Annotated in this window: 20 protein-coding genes; 15 read left to right on the top strand and 5 right to left on the bottom strand. The window is 70.3% G+C overall.

Annotated elements, in window-relative coordinates:
* Positions 1 to 4: 4 nt before the first annotated feature.
* A complete protein-coding gene (locus ACOCEP_RS24530) occupies positions 5 to 880 on the top strand; it encodes an FAD-dependent oxidoreductase (RefSeq protein ID WP_482331334.1) in 876 nt (291 codons plus the stop codon).
* Positions 881 to 1,167: 287 nt separating this feature from the next.
* On the opposite strand, the gene ACOCEP_RS24535 is transcribed toward ACOCEP_RS24530, so the two are convergent.
* Complete coding sequence (locus tag ACOCEP_RS24535) at positions 1,168 to 2,529, bottom strand: DUF2252 domain-containing protein (RefSeq protein ID WP_482331335.1); 1,362 nt, start codon at positions 2,527 to 2,529, stop codon at positions 1,168 to 1,170.
* 31 nt (positions 2,530 to 2,560) lie between these two features.
* Positions 2,561 to 3,763 carry an ornithine--oxo-acid transaminase gene (gene rocD / locus ACOCEP_RS24540; protein WP_482331337.1) on the bottom strand — a complete coding sequence of 401 codons (1,203 nt, stop codon included), beginning with the start codon at positions 3,761 to 3,763 and terminating at the stop codon, positions 2,561 to 2,563.
* A gap of 156 nt (positions 3,764 to 3,919) precedes the next feature.
* On the opposite strand from rocD, the gene ACOCEP_RS24545 reads away from it, so the two are divergent.
* From ACOCEP_RS24545 to ACOCEP_RS24555, 3 genes are read left to right on the top strand one after another with little or no spacing between them, the layout of a single operon-like run.
* Entirely contained in the window at positions 3,920 to 4,774 is an 855-nt protein-coding gene (locus ACOCEP_RS24545; protein ID WP_482331339.1) for a PPK2 family polyphosphate kinase, read from the top strand.
* 20 nt (positions 4,775 to 4,794) lie between these two features.
* On the top strand, positions 4,795 to 6,909 hold the full coding sequence (locus ACOCEP_RS24550) for a S9 family peptidase (RefSeq protein WP_482331340.1): 2,115 nt from the start codon (positions 4,795 to 4,797) through the stop codon (positions 6,907 to 6,909).
* Positions 6,906 to 7,856 carry an LLM class F420-dependent oxidoreductase gene (locus tag ACOCEP_RS24555; protein ID WP_482331341.1) on the top strand — a complete coding sequence of 317 codons (951 nt, stop codon included), beginning with the start codon at positions 6,906 to 6,908 and terminating at the stop codon, positions 7,854 to 7,856. Before ACOCEP_RS24550 ends, ACOCEP_RS24555 begins: the two co-directional genes overlap by 4 nt.
* A gap of 51 nt (positions 7,857 to 7,907) precedes the next feature.
* On the opposite strand, the gene ACOCEP_RS24560 is transcribed toward ACOCEP_RS24555, so the two are convergent.
* On the bottom strand, positions 7,908 to 8,984 hold the full coding sequence (locus ACOCEP_RS24560) for an NAD(P)/FAD-dependent oxidoreductase (RefSeq protein WP_482331343.1): 1,077 nt from the start codon (positions 8,982 to 8,984) through the stop codon (positions 7,908 to 7,910).
* An 86-nt stretch (positions 8,985 to 9,070) separates the two neighbouring features.
* Here ACOCEP_RS24560 and ACOCEP_RS24565 point away from each other — a divergent pair, with 86 nt between their 5' ends.
* A complete protein-coding gene (locus tag ACOCEP_RS24565; RefSeq protein WP_482331344.1) occupies positions 9,071 to 9,496 on the top strand; it encodes a MarR family winged helix-turn-helix transcriptional regulator in 426 nt (141 codons plus the stop codon).
* Position 9,497: 1 nt separating this feature from the next.
* On the opposite strand, the gene crcB (ACOCEP_RS24570) is transcribed toward ACOCEP_RS24565, so the two are convergent.
* Positions 9,498 to 9,872, bottom strand: a complete 375-nt coding sequence (gene crcB / locus ACOCEP_RS24570) for a fluoride efflux transporter CrcB (RefSeq protein ID WP_482331345.1) — start codon at positions 9,870 to 9,872, stop codon at positions 9,498 to 9,500.
* Positions 9,869 to 10,279, bottom strand: a complete 411-nt coding sequence (gene crcB, locus ACOCEP_RS24575) for a fluoride efflux transporter CrcB (RefSeq protein ID WP_482331346.1) — start codon at positions 10,277 to 10,279, stop codon at positions 9,869 to 9,871. Before crcB (ACOCEP_RS24575) ends, crcB (ACOCEP_RS24570) begins: the two co-directional genes overlap by 4 nt.
* A 172-nt stretch (positions 10,280 to 10,451) precedes the next feature.
* Between crcB (ACOCEP_RS24575) and ACOCEP_RS24580 the strand changes: the two genes are divergently transcribed.
* The 10 genes from ACOCEP_RS24580 to ACOCEP_RS24625 all read left to right on the top strand — a co-directional run bounded on the left by ACOCEP_RS24580 (position 10,452) and on the right by ACOCEP_RS24625 (position 22,166).
* The gene (locus ACOCEP_RS24580) at positions 10,452 to 10,583 is read left to right on the top strand and encodes a hypothetical protein (RefSeq protein WP_255431246.1); all 132 of its coding nucleotides are present in this window, start codon (positions 10,452 to 10,454) and stop codon (positions 10,581 to 10,583) included.
* Positions 10,584 to 11,765 carry a cupin domain-containing protein gene (locus ACOCEP_RS24585; protein WP_482331348.1) on the top strand — a complete coding sequence of 394 codons (1,182 nt, stop codon included), beginning with the start codon at positions 10,584 to 10,586 and terminating at the stop codon, positions 11,763 to 11,765.
* Positions 11,766 to 11,850: 85 nt separating this feature from the next.
* Positions 11,851 to 12,798, top strand: a complete 948-nt coding sequence (locus ACOCEP_RS24590) for a sucrase ferredoxin (RefSeq protein ID WP_482331349.1) — start codon at positions 11,851 to 11,853, stop codon at positions 12,796 to 12,798.
* Between the two features lie 131 nt (positions 12,799 to 12,929).
* Entirely contained in the window at positions 12,930 to 14,837 is a 1,908-nt protein-coding gene (locus tag ACOCEP_RS24595) for an intein-containing Rv2578c family radical SAM protein (protein ID WP_482331350.1), read from the top strand.
* Positions 14,838 to 15,157: 320 nt separating this feature from the next.
* Positions 15,158 to 15,733, top strand: a complete 576-nt coding sequence (gene merB / locus ACOCEP_RS24600) for an organomercurial lyase (RefSeq protein WP_482331351.1) — start codon at positions 15,158 to 15,160, stop codon at positions 15,731 to 15,733.
* A 117-nt stretch (positions 15,734 to 15,850) separates the two neighbouring features.
* Positions 15,851 to 17,623: an aspartate--tRNA ligase gene (gene aspS, locus ACOCEP_RS24605; RefSeq protein ID WP_482331352.1), complete on the top strand. Its 1,773-nt coding sequence runs from the start codon at positions 15,851 to 15,853 to the stop codon at positions 17,621 to 17,623.
* Positions 17,623 to 18,564, top strand: a complete 942-nt coding sequence (locus ACOCEP_RS24610) for a DUF389 domain-containing protein (RefSeq protein ID WP_482331353.1) — start codon at positions 17,623 to 17,625, stop codon at positions 18,562 to 18,564. Before aspS ends, ACOCEP_RS24610 begins: the two co-directional genes overlap by 1 nt.
* A gap of 79 nt (positions 18,565 to 18,643) precedes the next feature.
* Entirely contained in the window at positions 18,644 to 19,831 is a 1,188-nt protein-coding gene (locus ACOCEP_RS24615; protein WP_192745310.1) for a phosphotransferase, read from the top strand.
* Positions 19,832 to 19,906: 75 nt separating this feature from the next.
* Entirely contained in the window at positions 19,907 to 20,755 is an 849-nt protein-coding gene (locus tag ACOCEP_RS24620; protein WP_482331354.1) for an SGNH/GDSL hydrolase family protein, read from the top strand.
* 43 nt (positions 20,756 to 20,798) lie between these two features.
* Complete coding sequence (locus ACOCEP_RS24625; RefSeq protein ID WP_482331355.1) at positions 20,799 to 22,166, top strand: replication-associated recombination protein A; 1,368 nt, start codon at positions 20,799 to 20,801, stop codon at positions 22,164 to 22,166.
* Positions 22,167 to 22,241: the final 75 nt, after the last annotated feature.

Consider the following 22,241-nt stretch of genomic DNA (forward strand, 5'->3'; position numbering starts at 1 on the left):
TTCGATGCGGATCAGTGTGGTCGGCGGCGGGGTGATCGGGCTGAGCTGCGCGCACCGGCTGGCCGCGGCCGGGCACGACGTCACGGTGCTCACCGACGCGCGCCCTGGGGAAACGACGTCGGCGGTCGCCGGTGGGGTGCTCTTCCCGCCGCTGTCGGCGAATTCCGCCCGGGTCGACCGCTGGACCGCGACGAGCGTCGAGGAGTACCGCGTCCTGGGCGCGCCGGGGATCCGCATGGCCAGGGGGACGTACCTCGTCCCGCGCGAGGCGCCGCTGCCTTCGTGGGCGTTGTCGATGCCCGGCCTCGACCACGAACCCGGCCGCCTCACGTTCACGACCGCGCTGGTCGACACCCCGGTGTATCTCGACTGGCTCGCCGGCGAGGTCGCCGCACTGGGCGTGCGCACCGAGTACCGCACCGTGTCGCGTTTGGACGACCTCGACGCGGACCTCGTCGTGAACGCCGCCGGGCTCGGTGGCGGGCGGCTCGCCGGGGACGGCACCGTGGTGCCGGTCGGCGGCCAGGTCGTCCACCTCGCCGACCCGGGACTCACCGAATGGATCGTCGACGGGGCCACGCCGGTGCTGCGGCACGTGATCCCGCACGGACGGCACGTCGTCTGCGGCGGCACGCAGGAGCCCGGCCGCTCTTCGGTCGAGCCGGACCCCGGCGTGACCGCCGACATCGTGCGGCGGTGCCGCGAACTCGTGCCCGCGCTGGCCGACGCGCCCGTGATGGGCGCGAAGGTCGGCCTGCGGCCGTTCCGGCCCGAGGTGCGGCTGGAGCGGGACGGCCGGGTCGTGCACTGCTACGGGCACGGCGGTGCGGGGATCACGGTGGCCTGGGGCTGCGCCGACGACGTCCTGGCCCTGGTCTGAGCCCCGCCGCATTCAGAGAACTATTGACCCGTTGGGCGAATGTGGCGTGTTCGGGTGCTTGCTGGATGTGGGCTTCGGTGTCGCGAAAGCCACTTTCGGGACATCAGGCGTCGCGAAAGTGGCTTTCGCGACGTGTCCGAGCCTTCCGTCGCCCTTAAGGACCGCACCACCTGTGGCGAAGGGGACTTTCCTCGCGTGCGATGAGGGGAAAGCTCCCTTCACCTCGCCGAGCACCCCCGGAGCGACGGACTCGCCACCCGACAGGACACCTTTGCCCCTACGGCTGACTAAATGCGGCCGAAGGCCTCGAAGTCCGCTTCGGTCTGATCCGCGTACCGCACCGCGTAGGCCCCGATGGCCTCATCGAGGTCTTCGTCGTCCTCGAAGTACCCCGCCAGCATCCGCGGATGCAGTGACCGCGCGTGCGCCCGCGCCAGCAACGCGCCGGCCAGGCGGCCGTAGTCGTCGAGGTGGTCCTTCTTCAGCTCCGCCGGGTCGATGTCGCCCTTGAGGTTCCGGAACTGCCGCACGATGTACGGCACGCCGTCGATGGTCGTCCAGCCGAGCAGGATGTCCGTCTCGGCCTGCACGAGCCGCGCGCCTTCGACGATCCGTCGCCCCTCGTGCTCCGGGGCGGGCAGGCCGAGGAACGGCGCGAGCGCCGACGGGATGGCCTGTTTCACTTGCAGGACCAGGTCTTCGCCGGAGTTCCCGTGCAGCAGTGCCACGTAGCTGCGCAACCCGACACTGCCGGTGCCGACCACCCGGAAGGCCACATCGGACACCCGGTACCGCGAGAGCAGCGTCCGCCGCGACTCGCGTAGCGTGTCCACATAGGACACCAGTCCGGCGACGATCGCTTCGGCGGTCGCGTCGTCGACGTGCGTGAGCACGGGCGGGTCTTCGACGAAACGGTGCCGTTCGAGGCCGGTCTCGTGGTCGTCGATCCGCCTGGTCCACTTCGCGGTGACCTTGGCACTGGTGTTCTTCCGCGCCTTCTCGGCCGCTTCCTCGAAGTCGTCGATCAGGTCGTGCGCCTTGACCTTGCTCAGCACCGACGCGTCCGGCAACGCGTTCCACGACTGCAGGAACGGCAGCTCCGCCAGCCCGCGGATGGTGCGCCGGTACGACTTCACCGAGTCCTCGGCGGCTTCACGGCAGCCCGATTCGCCGATTCCGCCCTCGCGTCCGGCCAGGACGAGACTCGCGGCGAGCCGTTTGAGGTCCCATTCCCACGGGCCCGGCACGGATTCGTCGAAGTCGTTGATGTCCATGACGATCTGGCCTTCGGGCGTGCCGTACAGCCCGAAGTTCGCGGCGTGCGCGTCCCCGCACAGCTGCGCCGTCAGCCCGGACGACGGCGACCCCGCCAGATCCGCGGCCATCAGCCCGGCGGCCCCGCGGTAGAAGGTGAACGGCGACGCCAGCATGCGCTCGCGCCGCAGTTCCACCAGCTCCGGCAGGCGGCCATCGTTGGTGCGCGCGAAGAACTCCGCCACACTCGGCCGTTCTTCGCCCGCCGCCGCGTGGTCGTGCGCGGACGAAGGCGCCTCGTCCCGCAGTGCCTTACCCCTCGCGAACCAGTCCTCCGGCGACACCGACTCGGTGCCGACCAGCGGCCGCTCCACCCACTCCCGCTCGTCTCCCATGGACAGGCAACGTACAGCCCGTCCGAAAGGTTCACCGCGTCTTGACGACCTCCGTGATGGCGTCGATACCGCGGTCGAGTTCCTCACGGCTGATCACCAGCGGCGGCGCGATCCGCAGTGTGTGGTCGTGCGTCTCCTTGCACAGGACGCCGCGTTCGGCCAGCGCGGTGGACGCCTCGCGGCCGGTCGGCCCGCCGGGCGCGATGTCGATGCCCGCCCAGAGCCCGCGCCCGCGGACCTCGGCGAGCCCGTTGCCGACCAGTTCGCCGAGCCGCGAGTGCAGGTGGGCGCCCAGTTCCCGCGAGCGCTCCTGGAACTCGCCGGTCTTGAGCAGCCCGACCACGGCCCGCCCGATCGCGCAGGCGACCGGGTTCCCGCCGAAGGTGGAGCCGTGCTCACCCGGCCGCAGCACGCCGAGCACGTCTTTGCTTCCGACGACGGCCGAGACCGGCATGATGCCGCCGCCGAGCGCCTTGCCCAGCGTGTAGACGTCGGCACGGACGCCTTCGTGGTCGAGCGCGAGGACGGTGCCGGTGCGGGCGAGACCGGACTGGATCTCGTCGGCGATCAGCAGGACGTCGTGCTCGTCGCACAGCCGCCGGGCCTCGGCGAAGTAGCCGGCGGGCGGCACGATCACGCCCGCCTCGCCCTGCACCGGCTCCAGCAGGATCGCGGCGGTGCGCTCGGTGATGGCGTCGCGCAGCGCCTCGGCGTCGCCGTACTTGACGGTGACGAAGCCGGGAGTGAAGGGGCCGAAGTCGGCGCGAGCGGTCTCGTCGGTGGAGAAGGACACGATGGTCGTCGTGCGGCCGTGGAAGTTGGAGCCGGCGACGATGATCTCCGCGGTCCCGTCGGGGACGCTCTTGACCCGGTACGCCCACTTCCGGGCGATCTTCACCGCCGACTCGACGGCTTCGGCGCCGGAGTTCATCGGCAGGGTCATCTCGGTACCGGTCAGCTCGGCGAGCTCCCGGCAGAACAGCCCGAGCTGGTCGTGGTGGAAGGCGCGCGAGGTCAGCGTCACCCGGCCGAACTGCTCGACCGCGGCGGCGATGAGCCCGGGATGGCGGTGCCCGAAGTTCAGCGCCGAGTAGCCGGAGAGGAAGTCGAGGTAGGTCTTGCCCTCGACGTCGGTGACCGAGGCGCCTTCGGCGGTGGCGATCACCACGGGCAGGGGGTGGTAGTTGTGCGTGCTCCACTGCTCGTCGAGCGCGATGAAGTCGGCGGTCGTCATGCGTTCAGGTTAGATGTCCATCCGGCGGCTTTCATCCGGGAAACGTTGCTTTGACCCGTTGTTCGTTGCGTATCGACTCCTTCGGGTGGCGAAATCGTGCATCGGCGCACTCGATCACCGGAGGCGCGGGGCACGGAGCGCGGTTATCGTCGCCGGATGGCGAAAAAGGACACCGTCTCCGTCCGGGACACGCTGAGGATCGGCAAGGGCGCCGAGCGGCACCATCCCGGCTCGTTCCCGATCGGGCCGACCAAGAAGCCCAAGGGGCTCAAAGACCTCGCGGACGCCGGAGGCAGGCTCGCCGAGCTGCAGGAGGCGTTGTACGCGGAGGGCGTCGGCGGCGGGAACCGGAGCGTTCTGCTGGTCCTGCAGGGGATGGACACCTCCGGCAAGGGCGGCACCGTCGGCCACGTCCTCGGCCTGGTCAACCCGATGGGTGTGCGGTACGCCGGGTTCAAGGCGCCGACCGCGACCGAGCGGCGCCACCACTACCTGTGGCGGATCCGCAAACAACTCCCCGGACCGGGGCAGATCGGGGTCTTCGACCGCTCCCACTACGAGGACATCCTGGTGCCGCGCGTCCAGAAGCTCGTCCCCGCGGCGGAGTGGCGCAAGCGCTACGCCGAGATCAACGCGTTCGAGAAGGAGCTGACCGAGGCGGGGACGACCATCGTGAAGGTCTTCCTCGACATCTCGCCGGAGGAGCAGCTGAAGCGGCTCAAGGCCAGGCTGGAGACCCCAGCGAAGTGGTGGAAGTACAACCCCGCCGATCTCGACGCGCGTGCCCAGTGGAACGACTACCAGAAGGCCTACGCCGACATTTTCGCCAAGACCTCCACGGCGGCCGCGCCCTGGTACGCGGTCCCGGCCGACCGCAAGTGGTATCGCAACTGGCTGGTCGCGCGGCTGCTGATCGAGACGATCGAGGAGATGGACCCGAAGTTCCCGCCCGCCGACTTCGACCCCGAGACCGAACTGAAGAAGCTCGAAGGCGTTGGCGTCCGCACTTGATCGTCTGAAAGAGTGCGGACGTGACCGACAACAGCCTCGAAGATCTCCCGTTCCTCCGCCGCCAGGCCCGCACCCAGCGCTTCACCCTCGGCGCGCCCAAAGAGTTCAAGGTCGCCCCGGACGGCTCCCGCATCCTGTTCCTGCGGACCGAGTCCGGCACCGACCCGCGGCACAGCCTGTGGTCGTTCGACGTCGCGTCGGGCGAGGAGACGAAGCTGGTCGACGCGGCCGAGCTGCTGCCCGGTGAAGAGGACCTGCCGCCGGAGGAGCGTGCCCGCCGCGAGCGCAGCCGCGAGACCGGCGGCGGCGTGGTCGGCTACGCGCTGGACGACGCCTTCACCGTCGCCGCGTTCTCGCTCTCGGGCAAGCTTCACACCCTCGACCTGGCCACCGGCGAGGTCGCGGTGCTGGTCGACGGCTCGGTCGTGGACCCGCGGCCCAGCCCGGACGGCACGCACGTCGCCTACGTCCGCGACCGGCGCCTGCGGGTGATCGACCGGGCGACCGGCGAGGACCGCCTCCTCATCGACGAGGCGGGTGACGACATCGCCTGGGGGCTCGCGGAGTTCATCGCGGCCGAGGAGATGGGCCGCACCCGCGGCTACTGGTGGTCGCCGGACGGGAAGAGCCTGCTCGTCGAGCGGTCAGACCGGGCAGCGGTGCCGCGCTGGACGATCGCCGACCCGGCCAACCCGCAGTCGGCGGCGAACGTCGTCGCGTATCCGGCCGCGGGCACCACGAACGCGGACGTGACGCTGGCGATCCTCGGCCTCGACGGCTCCCGCGTCGACGTCACGAAGACCGGCTGGGAGTACCTTGCCGCGGTGCACTGGTCCGCCGCGGGCCAGCCGCTGCTGTCGGTCCAGTCGCGTGACCAGCGGAAACTGGAGATCCAAGCGGTCGATCCGGCGACCGGTTCCATCGAGGTGCTGCACACCGAGACCGACGAGCACTGGGTCGAGCTCGCCGCGGGCGTCCCGGCGTGGACCGCCGACGGCCGTCTGGTGCGCGAGAGCGCCGCCGACGGCGACCACCGGCTGATCGTGGACGGCGTGGCCGTCACCCCGCCGGGGCTGCAGGTCCGCTCGATCCTGCACGTCGGCGACGAGGTGCTGTTCAGCGCCTCGGAGACCGACCCGACGCAGATCCACGTCTTCCGCACCGAGGGCGGCGAGCTCCGTCGTCTGTCCACTGAGGACGGTGTGCACGTCGGCTCCGGCACCGCTTCGCTGACCGTGCTCTCGTCGTGGAGCCTGGAGCGCAGCGGCCCGGTGGTGACCGTGGTGTCCGGCGAGAAGACGGTGGCACGGATCGGTTCCTACACCGTGGACCCCGACGTCGTGCCGAACCTGACCTGGCTGACGCTGGGGGAGCGGGGCCTGCGCGCCGCGCTGGTGCTGCCGACCGGGTACGAGGAGAGCGAGGGCAAGCTCCCGGTGCTGCTCGACCCGTACGGCGGCCCGCACGCCCAGCGTGTCCTGCAGACCCGCAACGCGTTCCTGACCCCGCAGTGGCTGGCGGACCAGGGTTTCGCGGTGCTGGTGGCCGACGGGCGCGGGACGCCGGGCCGGGGTTCGGCCTGGGAGAAGGAGATCGCGGGCAAACTCGCCGACGTCACCCTCGCCGACCAGGTCGACGCGCTGCACGCGGCGGCCGCGCTCCATCCGGAACTGGATCTGGAACGGGTCGCGATCCGCGGCTGGTCCTACGGCGGCTACCTGTCCGCGCTGGCCGTGCTGCGGCGCCCCGACGTCTTCCACGCCGGTGTCGCGGGCGCCCCGGTGACCGACTGGTCGCTGTACGACACGCACTACACCGAGCGCTACCTCGGGCTGCCGCAGGAAGAAACGGCTTCGTACGAGCACAACTCGCTGATCGCCGGGGCCGGTGACCTCTCGCGGGCGCTGCTGATCGTGCACGGGCTGGCCGACGACAACGTTTTCGTCGCCCACTCGTTGCGCCTGTCGTCGGCCTTGCTGGCCAAGGGACGCGCGCACGTGTTCCTGCCGCTGGCCGGCGCGACGCATATGACGCCGCAAGCCGAAGAGGTCGCGGAGAACCTGATGCGCACGCAGGTGGACTGGATCGTGCGTGAGCTGTCCGGTGCCGCGGTCAAGAGCGAGGAGAACGCATGAAACGGTGGGGCATCACCATTCCGCTGACCGGGGTGCCGCTCGCGGCGCACGAGGAGATGGTGCGGGAACTGCCGGATCTCGGCTACACCGACGCGTGGTCGGCCGAGACGGCGGGCCACGACGCCTTCACGCCGCTGGTGCTGGCCTCGCAGTGGGCGCCGCAGCTGCGGCTGGGCACCGCCATCGTGCCGGTGTACACGCGCGGGCCCGGGCTGCTGGCGATGAGCGCGGCGACCGTCGCGGAACTGGCGCCCGGCCGGTTCGTGCTCGGCATCGGCGCGTCGTCGCCGGTGATCGTGAAGAACTGGAACGCCGCCGAGTTCGAGGCGCCGTTCGCGCGTTCGCGGGACACCCTGCGTTTCCTGCGTTCGGCGCTGGCGGGGGAGAAGGTCACCGAGGAGTACGAGTCGTTCTCCGTCAGCAAGTTCCGGCTGGAGCGGCCCGCCGACCCGCCGCCGTCGATCATGCTCGCCGCGCTGCGGCCGGGCATGCTGCGGCTGGCGGCGAAGGAGGCCGACGGCGCCATCACCAACTGGCTCGCCGCCTCCGACGTGCCGAAGGTACGGGCGGAGATCGGGCCGGACGTCGAGCTGGCGGCGCGGATCTTCGTGTGTCCCACCGAGGACAAGGCCGCCGCTCGCGGACTCGGCCGGATGCTCATCTCGAGTTACCTGACCGTGCCGGTGTACGCGGCGTTCCACGAATGGCTCGGCCGGGGCGACGCGCTCGCGCCGATGCACGAGGCGTGGGCGGCGGGCGACCGGCAGAAGGCGAACCAGGTCATCCCGGACGAGGTCGTCGACGACCTGATCGTCCACGGCAGCCTCGAATCCTGCCGGGAGCAGGTGCGGTCCTATGTGGACAACGGGCTGACGACGCCGATCATCGCGCTGCTGCCGACGGGTGAGGACCCGTTCGCGCACGTGCGGGGCCTCGCTCCGCGCTAGAGACTCGTGAGTGGTAAGGACGGTTCTAACCGTCCTTACCACTCACGAGCGCTACGCCTTCCCGAACAGCTCGTCGTACCGCGACGCCATCATGTGCGAACCCTTGATCTCCGCGGTGGTCGCCGCGTCCAGGATCCCGACCTCCTCGGCGTAGGTCGCGCCGCCGGAAGGCCCGAGCGGCAACGAGATCATCGGCCCGCCCGGGGTGTGGGCGCGCAGCTCGCCGCCTTCGACGAGGGCCCGGATGTTGGCCACGACGACCTCGGCGTGATCGCCGGCCACCTTCGCCAGCTTCCCCTCCGGCAGCGCGGTGATGTCACCGAGCGCGAACACGCCGGGCTGCCCCGGGAGACGCAGTTCGGGAGTCACCTCCACCCGGCCGTTCGCCTGCCGCGCCGCGGCCAGGTCGCCGTCGAGGTACGCGGTGTGCGGCGCCCCGCCGAAGCACTGGAACCACAGGTCGGCGGTCACCTCGCCGCCGCCGGTGAGCTCCGAGGTGAACGTCTTGGCCTGCCCCGGTTCCGAGACCGGCGGCTCGGTCAGCGAAGTGCCGAGCAGCAGTTCGACGCCCAGCCCGTCGAGCTGGCGGCGGATCTCGGCGCGGAAGTCCTCCGGGAAACCGGGCAGGATCTCCGTCGCCGGGTCGACGATCGTCACGGCCTTCTCCGGCCGCACCGCCTTGATCTCGCCCGCCAGTTCGAGGCCCACCGGGCCGGCGCCGAGCAGCAGCACCCTCTCCGCGCCCGCGAGTTCCTCCCGGGTGGCACGGATCTTCGCCTTCGCCGAAGCGCTGTCGTGGAAATCGATCTTCGCCGGGAACGGGTACGCCGAACCGGTCGCCAGCACGACGTAGTCCGGCGTGAGCCGTTCACCCGACGCGAGCGTGACGCCGTCCTGGTCCACGCTCACCGCGCGGTCGCGGAGCACCCGGCCGCGCTCCAGGAGCCGGTCGTACGGGTAGAAGAGCCGATCCGTCCACTCGGGGTCGACGAGTCCCCGCAAGGCGGCTACGTGGTGCACGAAATCCTCGCGCGGCTCGACGAGCACGACGTCGGTGAACGAGTCCAGCTCCTTGGCGACGGTCGTGCCGCCGTATCCCCCGCCGATGACGGCCACGGTCGTGGTCATGAGATCCCCTAGTTCGTAGTACGGAATGTTTGTACTACGAACTACAGTAGTTCGTACTCCGAACGATCGTCAAGTAGACTCCCGGCATGACCACGGCCGAAGACCTCGGATTCGCGACGGCGCTGGTGCGGCTCTCCCATCTGGTGCAGCGCGCCTTCATCGACGTCGGCCGGTCCCATGACCTCACACCGCAGCAGGCCCAGCTGCTCTGCGTGCTGGCGCAGGGGGAGTCGGGCGTCGGGATGACCGATCTCGGCAGGATGCTGAACCTGGAGAAGTCCAGCGTCACCGGCCTGGTGGACCGCGTGCAGCGGCGCGCGCTCGTCGAGCGGGTGGCGGATTCCTGCGATCGCCGCGCGCTGAAGATCACGCTGACGGAAGAGGGGCTCCGGCTCGCGAACGCCGCGCACGAAGGCGTGGTCGAAAAGCTCGAGGAGATGGCGGCGGAGCTCCCCGCCGCGCAGCGTGCGGCGATCGCGGCCGCGGCCTGGCGGATGGCGCCCGAAGGCTGAGTCAGTGCCAGACGGCGGCGGCGAGCAGCAACCCGGCCGCCGCGGCGCCGATCCCGGCGGCCATCGTGACGCCGACGTTCACCACGGCGCGCGCTCGCGTCTTCCCGGTGAACAGGCGCAGGGTTTCGTACCCGAACGTCGAGAACGTGGTGAGCCCGCCGCAGAATCCGACGGCCAGCAGCGAGCGGACGCCGTCCGGCTGCCCGCCGTACAGGGCCCAGCCGGTCAGGACGCCGAGGATCAGCGAGCCGGCGATGTTGACCGTCAGCGTGCCCCAGGGGAAGGCGTCGCCCCGCCGCGCGCGCGTCCGGAGATCGGTCAGGAAACGGACGATCGCCCCGAAACCGCCGCCGAGCGCTACGAAGAAGAGGGTCATTTCTTCACCGCGCGGGTGATCTCGTGCCCGGCATAGACGGCTACCAGTGCCGCGGCCACCGTGCCGAACGCGTAGGCCAACCCGGTGAACGGGCGCCCGGCCGTCACAAGATCGAGTGTGTCCGTCGCGTAGGTCGAAAACGTGGTGTAACCGCCCAGGATCCCGACTCCGAGGAACGGCCGGAGCAACCTGTGCGGATCGGCCGCGGCGGCCAGCGACGCCATCAGGATCCCGATCAGCAGACAGCCGGAAACGTTGGTGGCAAAGGTGGAAAACGCGAACTGACCCCGGGGGTGGGGGATCGCGACCGAAAGCCCGTAGCGGGCGAGGCTGCCCAGTGCGCCACCGGCTCCGACGGCCGCGAGCACGTCCCAGCGCGGACGGGGAACGGATGCCGCATCAGCCATGAATGCCAGCTTAGAACCGCTGTCCGGGTGAACCGGCGCCACGGTGTCGAAGATCGCTCACAAGGCCGTTTTTCCCTGCTGGGCAGTGAATTTTCTCGAAACGTGTCGTAGGCTGGGCGGCGCTCCAGACCGATTTTCGGTCCGTCCGCTCGTCTGAGAAAAAGGTGGCAGGATGGCACAGGAACAGTCAGGTACGCAGGCTCCCGACAGCGGTTTGCTGCTGGAGGTCGAAATGATCCCGACCGCGGTCGATCGCGGGAAGGCCAACGGCGCGGCCGCCGACAACGACGGCAACGACGGCTGAGTGCCCGAAACGCCGACACTGGCTGACCTCGTGGCTCCGCTCGGGGTCAGCCAGTTCTTCCAAGACGTCCAGGGCGAGACCTACCGCCGTTTCGAAGGCCGCGCGGGCCGGTTCGCCGACCTGCTGCCGTGGCCGGCGCTGAACGCGATCCTCCGGCAGCACCGCCTGGAGTTCCCGCGGCTGCGCCTCGCGCTCGATGGCACCCCGGTGCCCATGGAGAGCTACACCGATCTCGTCCCCACCCGCCGCAGTGGCACCGTCCCCCGCCTTCAGGCCGCTCCGTTCACCGAGCACCTCCGCGGCGGCGCGACGATGGTGCTCGACGCCATCCAGGAACTCAGCGACCCGATCGGCGATCTCGCCAGGAGCCTCGAACACGACCTCCGCGAGAGCGTCCAGGTCAACCTGTACGCGGGCTGGGGCGTGACCCACGGTTTCGACGTGCACTGGGACGACCACGACGCGTTCATCATCCAGGTCGCCGGCCGCAAACGCTGGCGGATGCACGGCCCGACCAGGCAGGCCCCGCTGCATCGCGACGTCGAGCAGCCCGAGCGGCCCGGCGAGCCGATCGACGACTTCGTCCTCGAAGACGGCGACGTCCTCTACGTCCCGCGCGGGCACTGGCACGACGTCACCGCGGTGGGGGAGATGTCGCTGCACCTCACGCTCGGGTTCAGCCCGGCCACCGGGATCGACCTGGTGTCCTGGCTCGCCGACAAGCTCCGGGCGAGCGCCGTGTTCCGGCAGGACCTCCCGAGGTTCGGGACGGACGAGGAGCGGGCGGCCCGCACCGCCGCGCTGCGGGCCGAACTGGAAGCCGCACTGACCGGCGACGTCGTCGGCGGGTTCCTCGCCGAACGCGATTCGGCGGCCCCGGCGCATCCACGGGTCGGGCTGCCTTGGGCGGCGACCCCCGGGTTGCTGCCGGACGGCGACGAGACCGAGGTCCGGTTCCTCGTCCCGAGGGCGGTGCTCGAAGAGGCAGACGGCCGGGTGACGCTGCTCGCGGACGGAAAACGGTTCGTCTTCGCGGGCGCCGCGGCCCCGCTGCTGAAGGCGCTTCTCGACGGAACGCCACAGGCGGTCAAGCGGCTCGCCGAGCTGTCCGAACTCGATCGGGGGACGGTGCGGGCGTTCCTCGGCGAGCTCACGACGCAGGGGCTGCTCTCGATCGGCTGAAAGTCACAGTGGACGAGAAGTGTGAAGGGAGGCGGGGCAGGGTAAGCTAAGGCATGCCTAAGGTGAGGTCCGGAGGGGTCAGCCGATGACCGCTCAGCTCTCGGACACCCCAGCGCCGCCCGCCGCGTTGCCGGGCTGCGCCACCGTCGCGCGCATGCTGGGCGCGAGCCCGGCCGGTACCGCGGCGGACATGCGCTGCTGGCTGCTCGTCGAGCAGCCCGGCCCCTGGCCCGCGGACGCGCTGGAAAACGTCCTCGACGAGGCGTTCCCCGCCGAGCGCCGTGAGCTGCTCGAATCCCTGAGACGGTCCCACGGGCTCCGTCCGCTGCTCATCCGTCGTCCCGGCAAGCACCAGCGCGATCCGGATCGTCCCCGGTCGGTGTACGTCGGCGGAGGCGAACCGGGCAACCGCTGGCTCGAGCGCATGGAGATCCACGACCTCGACGAGCTGGCCGGCCTGGACCTCGAAGCGGTCGCGGAAGGCACCGGTGGGCTCGGCACGCGAGTGGACGGGCCGCTGTTCCTGGTCTGCACCCACGGCACCAAGGACATGTGCTGCGCGGTGCTCGGCCGCCCGCTGGCTTCGACGCTCAACACCAACCACCCCGGCCGGGCCTGGGAGGTCAGCCATGTCGGTGGCGACCGCTGGGCGGGCAATCTCCTGGTGGTCCCCGACGGATTCCTGCACGGCCAGCTCAACCCGGCCGAAGCGGCGCTTGTCGCCAAGTCCGCCCTGCGCGGTCACGTCGAGCCGGAGCAGCTTCGCGGCCGGACGTCCGCCCGGACGGCCTGGGCGCAATTCGCGGAGATCGCGCTCCGGCGGCGGCTGGACCTGTCCGGTTTGGACGACGTGCTCGCCGTCCAGGAGGAGCCGCTGCTCGAATCCGACGCGCGGGTCGTCACGGTGCGCGGCGGCGAGGACTTCTACGCGGTGACGGTGCGCCGCCGCTCGGCGACGCCGCGCGGCGAGAGCCGGTGCGCGGGACTGATCCAGCCTGCCGGGTACGTGGCGGACGAGATCACGAAGCTCTAACTCGCGTTTCGTCCTCTAGTTGCGGTAGTTGCGCGCGCAACTACCGCAACTAGAGGACGAAACGCCGCGAAGATCACCCGCGTTCGAACATACGTTTGACACCCGTCTAGAACGTGTGTTCGACTGGCCCGGTGCGATGGGATCGACAGCGGGCGGACGGCGGCGAGCCGGTGCTGCCCGGATTGGACGGGTTGCTGCGTTCGGTGCGCACGCCCGAGTTCGACGGCGTCACCTTTCACGAGGTGCACGCCAAATCCGTGCTGAACAAGGTGCCCGACGGGTCGGGTGTCCCGTTCGGATGGACGGTGAATCCCTACCGCGGTTGCTCTCACGCGTGCACCTACTGCCTCGAAGGCGCGACACCGGTCCTGATGGCCGACGGCCGGACGAAGGCGCTGGCGGACCTGGCGCCCGGTGACGCCATCTACGGGACGCGCGGGCGTGGCGCGGGCCGCCGCCTGGTGCCGACGAAGGTGCTCGCGCACTGGTCGACGCTGAAGCCGGCGTACCGCCTGACCCTCGACGACGGAACGTCCATCGTGGCCAGCGGCGACCACCGGTTCCTAACCGGGCGCGGATGGAAACACGTCACCGGCACCCGGTTCGGCGCCGCGCAGCGGCCGCATCTGGTCGGCGGCACCGAACTGGTCGGCGTCGGGAAGCTCGCCCGCACCCCGGACGACACCCTCGGCTATCGCGCCGGATACCTGTGCGGGATGCTGCGCTCCGGCGGGTTCTCGGCCGAAAAGGACGCCGCGGACCGCGCGCTGAAGTACCTGCCCGATTTCGGCGCGTCGGTCGGTTTCGTGCAGGTGCCGCCGTCGCCGGATTCCCATTGGCAGCGGGGATTCCTCGCCGGGTTGTTCGACATCTCCGGCAGCTACCGGCACGGTGCGCTGCGTGTCACGCACGACGAGCAGGACATCGTCTCGACCTTCTGTTCCGCGCTGGACAACTTCGGTTTCCGTTACGTGAGAAGCGAAAACGTCAAGTTCCGTCCGCTGTGGACGGTGCAGCTGCTCGGCGGGCCGTCGGAGGAGGTGCGGTTCTTCCATCTCGCCGATCCCGCCGTCGGCTGGAAACGGTCGCTCGACGGCCTCGCGATCGGCCGGACCAGGCGGAAGGTGACGGCCATCGAGCCGCTGGGCATCGAGCTGCCGTTGTTCGACATCACCACCGGCACCGGCGACTTCATCGCCGACGGCATGGTCACCCACAACTGCTTCGCCCGGAACACGCATACCTACCTGGACTTCGACGCCGGACGTGACTTCGACACCCAGGTGATCGTGAAGGTCAACGCGCCCGAAGTGCTGGCCGCGCAGCTGCGGCGGCCGAGCTGGGCCCGTGAGCACGTCGCGATGGGCACGAACACCGATCCCTACCAGCGCGCCGAAGGCCGGTACAAGCTGATGCCGCGCATCATCACCGCGCTGGCCGATTCGGGCACGCCACTGTCGATCCTCACCAAGGGCGCCGTGCTGGCCAGGGATCTGCCGCTGCTGGAATCGGTGTCGAAGGACGTGCCCGCCGGGCTGGCGATCTCGCTCGCGCTGCTCGACGAAGACCTGCAGCGCCGCCTCGAACCGGGGACGCCGAGCCCGCGGGCGAGGCTCGACCTGATCCGCAAGGCGCGGGACGCGGGGCTGCCGTGTTCGGTGCTGGTCGCGCCGGTGCTGCCGTACCTGACCGATTCGGTGGCCGCCCTCGACGCCTTGTTCTCGAAGCTGGCCGAGGCGGGCGCCACACGGGTCACCGTCCTTCCGTTGCATCTGCGGCCGGGCGCGCGGGAATGGTTCGCCCGCTGGCTCGGCCGGGAGCATCCGGAGCTCGTGCCGAAGTACCGCGAGCTGTACTCGCGCGGCGCTTATCTGCCGAAGGCGTACCGGGAGCGGCTGGGTGCCCGCGTCGGCCCGTTGCTGCGACGGCACGGCTTCGATGCCCGTGCGGACGACGGGGAGCGAACGCAGGTGACGATGCCCGTGCAGCGTTCGGAGGAGGTGGTGATCCCGGCGGCGGAACAACTGAAACTGCTGTGAAGCGGTCCGGCGTCATGCGGCTCTCGCGGCGCGCTCACCTGCGCCGATGGCGTGTTGCGAAAGCCACTTTCGCAACCTTCAACGTTGCGAAAGTGGCTTTCGCAACGTCGCCGGAAGCTCACGGCAGGTCCGAGGCACCACAGGCCACTTTCGCTTATCGTGGCCGAAAGTGTGTGCCTTTCCGCGCGAACGGCGTCCCGTTGCTCGATACGCACTGTGAATTTTCTTACCGCACAACGGATTCGGCCGTTCGGCGCAGTGACTTGGCGGAAAACCTTTTCGTGCTTAATCTCAACGGGACGAAGGCGAGGAGGTGCCTGTTGACCACCCGTACGGATCGCACCGCCGCTGTCCGCATCGCCTGGGCCGCGACCAAGCTGACCAGAGCGGGCAGACACCCCATCGCCATCGGAAGACTCGCCGCCACCGTCGGCATGGACCCCGCCGAAGCCCGCAGGCTGATGGACCTGATGGGCTTCGCCCTCCGCGACGGCCTGGTCGTGATGGACCGAGGCTCGCGCCCGGCCGGCCGGGCGGGCTCAGACCGGTACCGCGTCGACCTGTTCCTCCTGGCCGTCGCCACCGGTGAACCCGTGCACGCGGACGCGGTCTGCCCGGCGACCGGGGCCCACGTCCGGGTCCATTTCACCCGGGAACGGGTGTTGAGCGTCGATCCGCCGCAGGCCGTGGTCGCCGCGTCGCGGTTGTCCGGGATCGACCTCACCCTCGGTCAGGATTACGTCGAGGCGCTGGTCTGCACGCAGTTCTTCGCGTCGCAGGAGGCGGCATCGGGCTGGCTGCTGGAGAACATCGACGGCCGGGTCCTGTCCGTGCCCGGCTATCTGGCCCACACGCGCCGGATGGTCGCGGCACTGGAGGCCTGGCCGACGATCTGAGGAACCGTCGGGTTTGTACCTGGTCGCGAGGCATTCGGGGTCTTTCGATAGCCTATCGAGTCGTCGGCGACAGGCCGTCGAATCGCAGAATCGTGATGCCGAAGGAGAGCACCCGCAGTGCTTCGCACCCACAAAGCCGGCACCTTGCGTGCCGAGCACGCCGGTCAGACGGTCACCCTCACCGGATGGGTGGCCCGGCGGCGCGATCACGGCGGCGTCATCTTCATCGATCTGCGCGACGCCAGCGGCGTGAGCCAGGTCGTCTTCCGCGAGGGCGAGATGGCCGAGCGCGCCCACCAGCTGCGCTCCGAATACTGCGTCCGCATCGTTGGCGAGGTCTCCAAGCGGCCCGAGGGCAACGCGAACGCCGAGATCCCCACCGGCGAGATCGAGGTGCTGGTCACCGAGCTCGAGGTGCTGTCCGAGGCCGCCGTGCTGCCGTTCCCGATCGACGACCGGGTCGACGTCGGTGAGGAGGTGCGGCTCAAGCACCGCTACCTCGACCTGCGCCGTAGCGGCCCGGCGGCCGCGATGCGCCTGCGCAGCGAGGTGAACCGCGCGGCCCGCGAGGTGCTGCACGCGCAGGAGTTCGTCGAGGTCGAGACCCCGACCATGACCCGCTCCACCCCCGAAGGCGCCCGCGACTTCGTGGTCCCCGCCCGGCTCAAGCCCGGCTCCTGGTACGCGCTCCCGCAGTCGCCGCAGCTGTTCAAGCAGCTGCTCATGGTCGGCGGCCTGGAGCGGTACTACCAGATCGCGCGCTGCTACCGGGACGAGGACTTCCGCGCCGACCGGCAGCCGGAGTTCACCCAGCTCGACATCGAGATGAGCTTCGTCGAACAGGACGACGTCATCGCGCTCGGCGAGGACATCGTCACCGCGCTGTGGAAGCTGATCGGCGCCGAGATCCCGCGGCCGTTCCGGCGCATCACCTACGCCGAGGCGATGGAGAAGTACGGTTCGGACAAGCCGGACCTGCGCTTCGACCTCGAACTCACCGACATGACGGCGTTCTTCGCCGACACCCCGTTCCGCGTGTTCCAGGCGCCGTACGTCGGCGCCGTCGTGATGGCGGGCGGGGCCGACCAGCCGCGCCGCACCCTCGACGCCTGGCAGGACTTCGCCAAGCAGCGCGGCCACCGCGGCCTCGCCTACATCCTGGTCAACGAGGACGGCACGCTCGGCGGGCCGGTCGCGAAGAACCTGTCGGAGAAGGAGCGCGAGACGGTCGCCGAAGCCGTCGGCGCCAAGCCCGGCGACTGCGTCTTCTTCGCCGCGGGCAAGCCCGCCGACGCGCGGGCGCTGCTGGGCGCCACCCGGCTGGAGATCGGCAGCCGTCTCGGCCTGATCGACGAGAACGCCTGGTCGTTCGTCTGGGTCGTCGACTTCCCGATGTTCATCTCGGCGGAAGAGTCCGACGACGTCGCGGTCGGTGGCGGCAAGTGGAAGGCGCTGCACCACGCCTTCACCTCGCCGACCCCGGAATGGATCGGCAAACTCGCCGACGACCCCGGCAACGCGCTGGCCTACGCCTACGACATCGTCTGCAACGGCAACGAGATCGGCGGCGGTTCGATCCGTATCCACCAGCAGGAGCTGCAGAAGCAGGTCTTCGAGCTGATGGGCCTGTCCGAGGAGGAGGCGCAGGAGAAGTTCGGCTTCCTGCTCGACGCCTTCGCCTTCGGCCCGCCGCCGCACGGCGGGATCGCGTTCGGCTGGGACCGCATCGTCATGTTGCTGGCCAAGGCCGAGTCGCTGCGTGACGTCATCGCCTTCCCGAAGACCGGCGGCGGGTTCGACCCGCTGACCGCGGCTCCCGCGCCGATCACCGCGGAGCAGCGCAAGGAGGCGGGCATCGACGCCAAGCCCGCGCCGACCGTCAAGAACTGATGCTCCACCTCAGGGCCGTGTGCCCGCCGGACCGGACCGACGAAGCGGTCCGGATCCTGCGGGCACACGCCGGGACGGCGCATCTGGTCGTGCATCGCGGGGTGGCCGTCGCGCCCGAAGGCGACCTGATCGAGGCGGACATCGCGCGCGAGGCGACCGACGACATCGTCGAGTCATTGTGCGGTCTCGACCTCGACCACACCGGCGGGATCACGCTGGAAGCGCTGGACACCGCGGTGTCCGACGCCGCCGACAAGGCGGAGGAGGCGGCGCCGGGCGAGGCCGCGGACGCGGTGGTGTGGCAGGAACTCGTCGGCCGCACCGGCGAGGAGTCACGGCTCACCTGGACATTTCAGGCGTTCCTGACCATCGCGTGCCTGCTGGCGTCGGTCGGTGTCATCACGAACTCGGCGGTCACCATCGTCGGCGCGATGGTCGTGGGGCCGGAATTCGGCCCGCTGGCGGCGATCGCGGTCGGTCTGGTGCTGCGCCGGAAGGATCTCGTGAAGCAGGGCGCCGTCGCGCTGATCGGCGGGTTCCCGATCGCGATGGTGATCACGCTCGGTGTGGTCGTGGCCGGCAACGCCACCGGTGTGCTGGAGGTCAGCAAACTCGCCGACAACCACGAGGTCGATTTCGTTTACCAGGTGGGAATCGCTTCGCTGATCGTCGCGCTGCTCGCCGGGGCGGCCGGGATGCTTTCCATGACTTCGGCCAAATCCGCCGCGCTCGTCGGCGTGTTCATCTCGGTGACGACGGTTCCCGCGGCGGGTTACGCGGTGGTCGCGGCGGTTGCCGGTCAGTGGGAACGGTGCCTGTATTCGGCCGGTCAGCTGCTGGTCAATCTCATCGGAATCGTTGCAGCTGCGGCCATTGTGCTGACATTGCGCCGCCGTGGGCAACGATCGAGGGTGACGGAACGTCCGCTTTCACGCGGATGAGTCCCAGATCGCGCCAGGGCGCGCGATTGCCCGGATCTCAGTGGTCATGGTTGCTCAGTCACGAGTAGGGTCGGTGGCAATGACAGTCGATACCTCCTCTGCCGACGATTCGACCGTCGGAGCTGGAGCCGAAACCCTCGCCATCGCGGCCGCGGTCGCCGCCGGCGAGTCGGTCCTTTCGCGCAGATTCGGCAGCGCGATCACCCTCGTCGCCCCCGAAGACCTCGCCGGCAGCGGTCCGGCCACGGTCGTGCGGGCGCGGGTGGCGTCGTCGCCGTTCGCGCTGCCGCGCACCCTGGTCATCAAGCACTACCCGGACCCACCCGAACCGGGACGGCCCGACCCGTTCGCGCAGGAGGCGGTCAGCTACCAGCTGTTCACCGCGCTCGCGCCGGAAGACCGCATGTGCCCGGAGCTGCTGGCCCACGACGGCCGGGACCGTGTCCTGGTGATCGAGGACCTCGGCGGCGTGCCGACGTTGCACGACAAGCTCCACGCGCGGGACGCGCGCGGCGCCGAGCGCGCGCTGCTGTCCTGGGCCCGGTCGCTGGGCAGGCTGCACGCGAGCACGGCGAGCCGCGAGCCCGATTTCAACGCGCTGCTGCGCCGCCTCGGCGGCCCGGTCAAGAACGAGGACGCGCCGCTGCCCGCGGTCTGCGCCCAGCTGCCGGGACTTTTGGAGGAACTGCTCGACGTCGAGACGCCGGAGCCGGTGCAGCGACGGGTCATGGAGGTCGCCGAGCGGGCGGGGTCGCCGTCGTACCGCGCGTTCAGCCCCGTGGATCTCAGCCCGGACAACAACCTCGTGACCAGCGGGGGAGTGCGGTTCCTCGACTTCGAACGCGGTCGCGTGCGCAGCACCTTGATGGACGCGGCGTACCTGCGGCTCCCGTTCGCGTCGAGCGAGGACGCGCTGGCGCTGCCGCCGGGGATGAGCGAGGCGATGATCGCGGCCTGGCGAGCCGAGGTCGTCTCGGTCTGGCCAGGGCTCGCGGACGAGGACGCGCTGGCCGAGCATCTGATGGACGGTCAGCTGCTCCTGCTGTGGGTCATCACCTGGGAGATCCTCCCGGAGCTGGACCTGGACCGGCACGCCACGCCGATCAGCCGGGAGGCCGCGCTGGTGACCTGGTGGCGGGAACTGGCCAAGCATTCGCTGCGCGCTCGCCTGACCCACATCTCCGAGCACGCCACGCGGGTCGCCGCGGCGCTCGGCGCGAGGCTGGGGCCGCACGCGGACCTCGCCTTCTATCCGGCGTTCCGATAGCCACCGCACGGACTTTTCGCTCGACCGTCCTCACCGCGTTACCCAGGCATCACCGCGGGTGAGTCTGCGTGGCCGATGGTGGCTACCGTGACCGTGATCAGTGTCGAAGTCACCCCGAGTCCCGAACCTCTCCTTCCTCCCGCGCCCGCCGTGCCGCGGTCGGCGCGCAGACTGGTCGTGCTCGGCGATTCCACGGCCGTGGGCCTCGGCGACCCGCTGCCGGACCGAGGCGGCTGGCGCGGGGTCGGCCCGCTCGTCGCCGAGGCGCTGGGTGTCGAGCCGGACGGCTACCTGAACCCGTCGTTCACGGGGGCGCGCATGAGCTGTGTGCTGACGAAGCAGCTCCCCGCGGCCGTGGCGCACCGGCCGGACGTCGCGCTGGTGGTGGCGGGCATGAACGACACGCTGCGCCCCGATTTCAGCGCCGAGCAGATCGCCGCCGACCTCACGGAGGTGATCCACGCACTGGCCGCCGTCGGCACCACCGTGGTCCCGGTGCGGTACCACGACCACGGCAAGGTGTTCCGCCTTCCGCAGTCGTTGCGCCGGGCGTTGAGCCAGCGGGTGGCCGAGCTGAACGCCGCCATCGACGAGGTCGTCGAACGCGAGGGCGTGCCGTGTCTCGACCTCGAACTGCTGCCCGGCGCCTACGACCTCACCGCGTGGAGCGTCGACCGGCTGCATCCGTCGGAACTCGGTCACCGGATGCTGGCGACCGGGTTCACCGAACGGCTCGTCGAGGCCGGGTTCGCGGTGCCGCGGCCGGTCAGCCTGACCTGCTCGGGAGGCGTGGAGCCGAGTACCGCCGGGCACGTCGGCTGGCTGGTGCTCAAGGGCATCCCGTGGGTGTGGCGGCGTGGCCGCGAGTTCGTGCCGTACGCGGCCGTGATCATGTGGCACGCGTTCCGGGAGCGGCTGCGCTGACCTGTGGCCGGAACCGTCGGTGGGTGCGGCTACCGTCGACACCGTGGCACAGGACGAACTCTTCACCGTGAACCCCGACCTCGGGCCGCCGCCGGAGCCGGCCGAGCCGACGGACCTCGCCGTCCCGGCGGGCTCGCCGCTGGCGGTGCGGATGAGGCCGCGGTCGCTCGACGAGGTCGTCGGGCAGCAGCACCTGCTGCGTGAGGGCGCGCCGCTGCGGCGGCTCGTCGAAGGCGCGGCGCCCGCTTCCGTGCTGCTCTACGGCCCGCCGGGGACGGGCAAGACCACGCTGGCGAACCTCGTCTCGGCCGCGACCGGCCGCCGGTTCGTGGCGATGTCGGCGCTGTCGGCCGGGGTGAAAGAGGTGCGGGGGGTCATCGAAGAGGCCCGGCGGCGCCGGAACTACAACGCCGAGAACACCGTCCTGTTCATCGACGAGGTCCACCGCTTCTCCAAGACCCAGCAGGACGCCCTGCTCGGCGCCGTGGAGGACCGGACGGTGCTGCTGGTGGCCGCCACCACGGAGAACCCGTCGTTCTCCGTCGTCTCGCCGCTGCTCTCGCGGTCGCTGGTGCTGCAGTTGCGCCCGCTGACCGACGCCGACATCGTCGCGCTGATCGAGCGAGCCCTGACCGACGAACGCGGCCTCGGCGGCGAACTCACCCTGACCGAAGACGCGCGGGAACATCTGGTGCGTCTCGCCTCCGGCGACGCGCGGCGCGCGCTCACCGCGCTGGAAGCGGCCGCGGACGCGGCGAGCGCGACCGAGGCCAAGACGATCGACCTCGCCATCGTCGAGTCCACAGTGGACAAGGCGGCGGTGCGCTACGACCGCGACGGCGACCAGCATTACGACGTCATCAGTGCGTTCATCAAATCGATCCGGGGGTCCGATGTGGACGCCGCGCTGCACTACCTGGCGCGGATGATCGAGGCGGGGGAGGATCCGCGATTCCTGGCCCGGCGCCTGGTCGTGCACGCGAGCGAGGACATCGGCATGGCCGACCCGACGGCACTGCAATCGGCCATCGCGGCGGCGCACGCGGTGCAGTTCATCGGCATGCCGGAAGGCCGTCTCGCGCTGGCGCAGGCGACCGTGCACCTGGCGACGGCGCCGAAATCGAACGCCATCGTCACCGGTATCGACGCCGCGCTCAGTGACGTCCGATCCGGGCGGATCGGGACGGTGCCGCCGCATCTGCGGGACGGGCACTACGCGGGCGCGGAGAAGCTCGGCAACGCGAAGGGCTACCGGCATCCGCAAAAAGTGCCGGAAGGTGTTCTGGCGCAGCAGTATCCGCCGGACGAGCTGGTGGGACGGGACTACTACGAGCCGACCCAGCGCGGGGCGGAGCGGACGTTGTACGAGCGGGTGCCGAAGCTGCGGCGCACGGTCCGAGGCGAGCGATGATTTTCGCGTTCGGAGCAATGTCAGGGTGATCGGTAACGTTCGACGATCATGAGGCTATAAGCCCTGTGGCTGGGG

It is taken from the genome of Amycolatopsis sp. CA-211722 (genome assembly GCF_056828465.1).

What these genes read in the sequence shown, in the direction of transcription:
- ACOCEP_RS24530 (WP_482331334.1), top strand. Translation starts at nt 5, where the DNA reads ATGCGGATCAGTGTGGTCGGCGGCGGGGTGATCGGGCTGAGCTGCGCG.
- ACOCEP_RS24535 (WP_482331335.1), bottom strand. Translation starts at nt 2,529, where the DNA reads ATGGGAGACGAGCGGGAGTGGGTGGAGCGGCCGCTGGTCGGCACCGAG.
- rocD (WP_482331337.1), bottom strand. Translation starts at nt 3,763, where the DNA reads ATGACGACCGCCGACTTCATCGCGCTCGACGAGCAGTGGAGCACGCAC.
- ACOCEP_RS24545 (WP_482331339.1), top strand. Translation starts at nt 3,920, where the DNA reads ATGGCGAAAAAGGACACCGTCTCCGTCCGGGACACGCTGAGGATCGGC.
- ACOCEP_RS24555 (WP_482331341.1), top strand. Translation starts at nt 6,906, where the DNA reads ATGAAACGGTGGGGCATCACCATTCCGCTGACCGGGGTGCCGCTCGCG.
- ACOCEP_RS24560 (WP_482331343.1), bottom strand. Translation starts at nt 8,984, where the DNA reads ATGACCACGACCGTGGCCGTCATCGGCGGGGGATACGGCGGCACGACC.
- ACOCEP_RS24565 (WP_482331344.1), top strand. Translation starts at nt 9,071, where the DNA reads ATGACCACGGCCGAAGACCTCGGATTCGCGACGGCGCTGGTGCGGCTC.
- crcB (WP_482331345.1), bottom strand. Translation starts at nt 9,872, where the DNA reads ATGACCCTCTTCTTCGTAGCGCTCGGCGGCGGTTTCGGGGCGATCGTC.
- crcB (WP_482331346.1), bottom strand. Translation starts at nt 10,279, where the DNA reads ATGGCTGATGCGGCATCCGTTCCCCGTCCGCGCTGGGACGTGCTCGCG.
- ACOCEP_RS24580 (WP_255431246.1), top strand. Translation starts at nt 10,452, where the DNA reads ATGGCACAGGAACAGTCAGGTACGCAGGCTCCCGACAGCGGTTTGCTG.
- ACOCEP_RS24590 (WP_482331349.1), top strand. Translation starts at nt 11,851, where the DNA reads ATGACCGCTCAGCTCTCGGACACCCCAGCGCCGCCCGCCGCGTTGCCG.
- ACOCEP_RS24610 (WP_482331353.1), top strand. Translation starts at nt 17,623, where the DNA reads ATGCTCCACCTCAGGGCCGTGTGCCCGCCGGACCGGACCGACGAAGCG.
- ACOCEP_RS24615 (WP_192745310.1), top strand. Translation starts at nt 18,644, where the DNA reads ATGACAGTCGATACCTCCTCTGCCGACGATTCGACCGTCGGAGCTGGA.
- ACOCEP_RS24620 (WP_482331354.1), top strand. Translation starts at nt 19,907, where the DNA reads ATGGTGGCTACCGTGACCGTGATCAGTGTCGAAGTCACCCCGAGTCCC.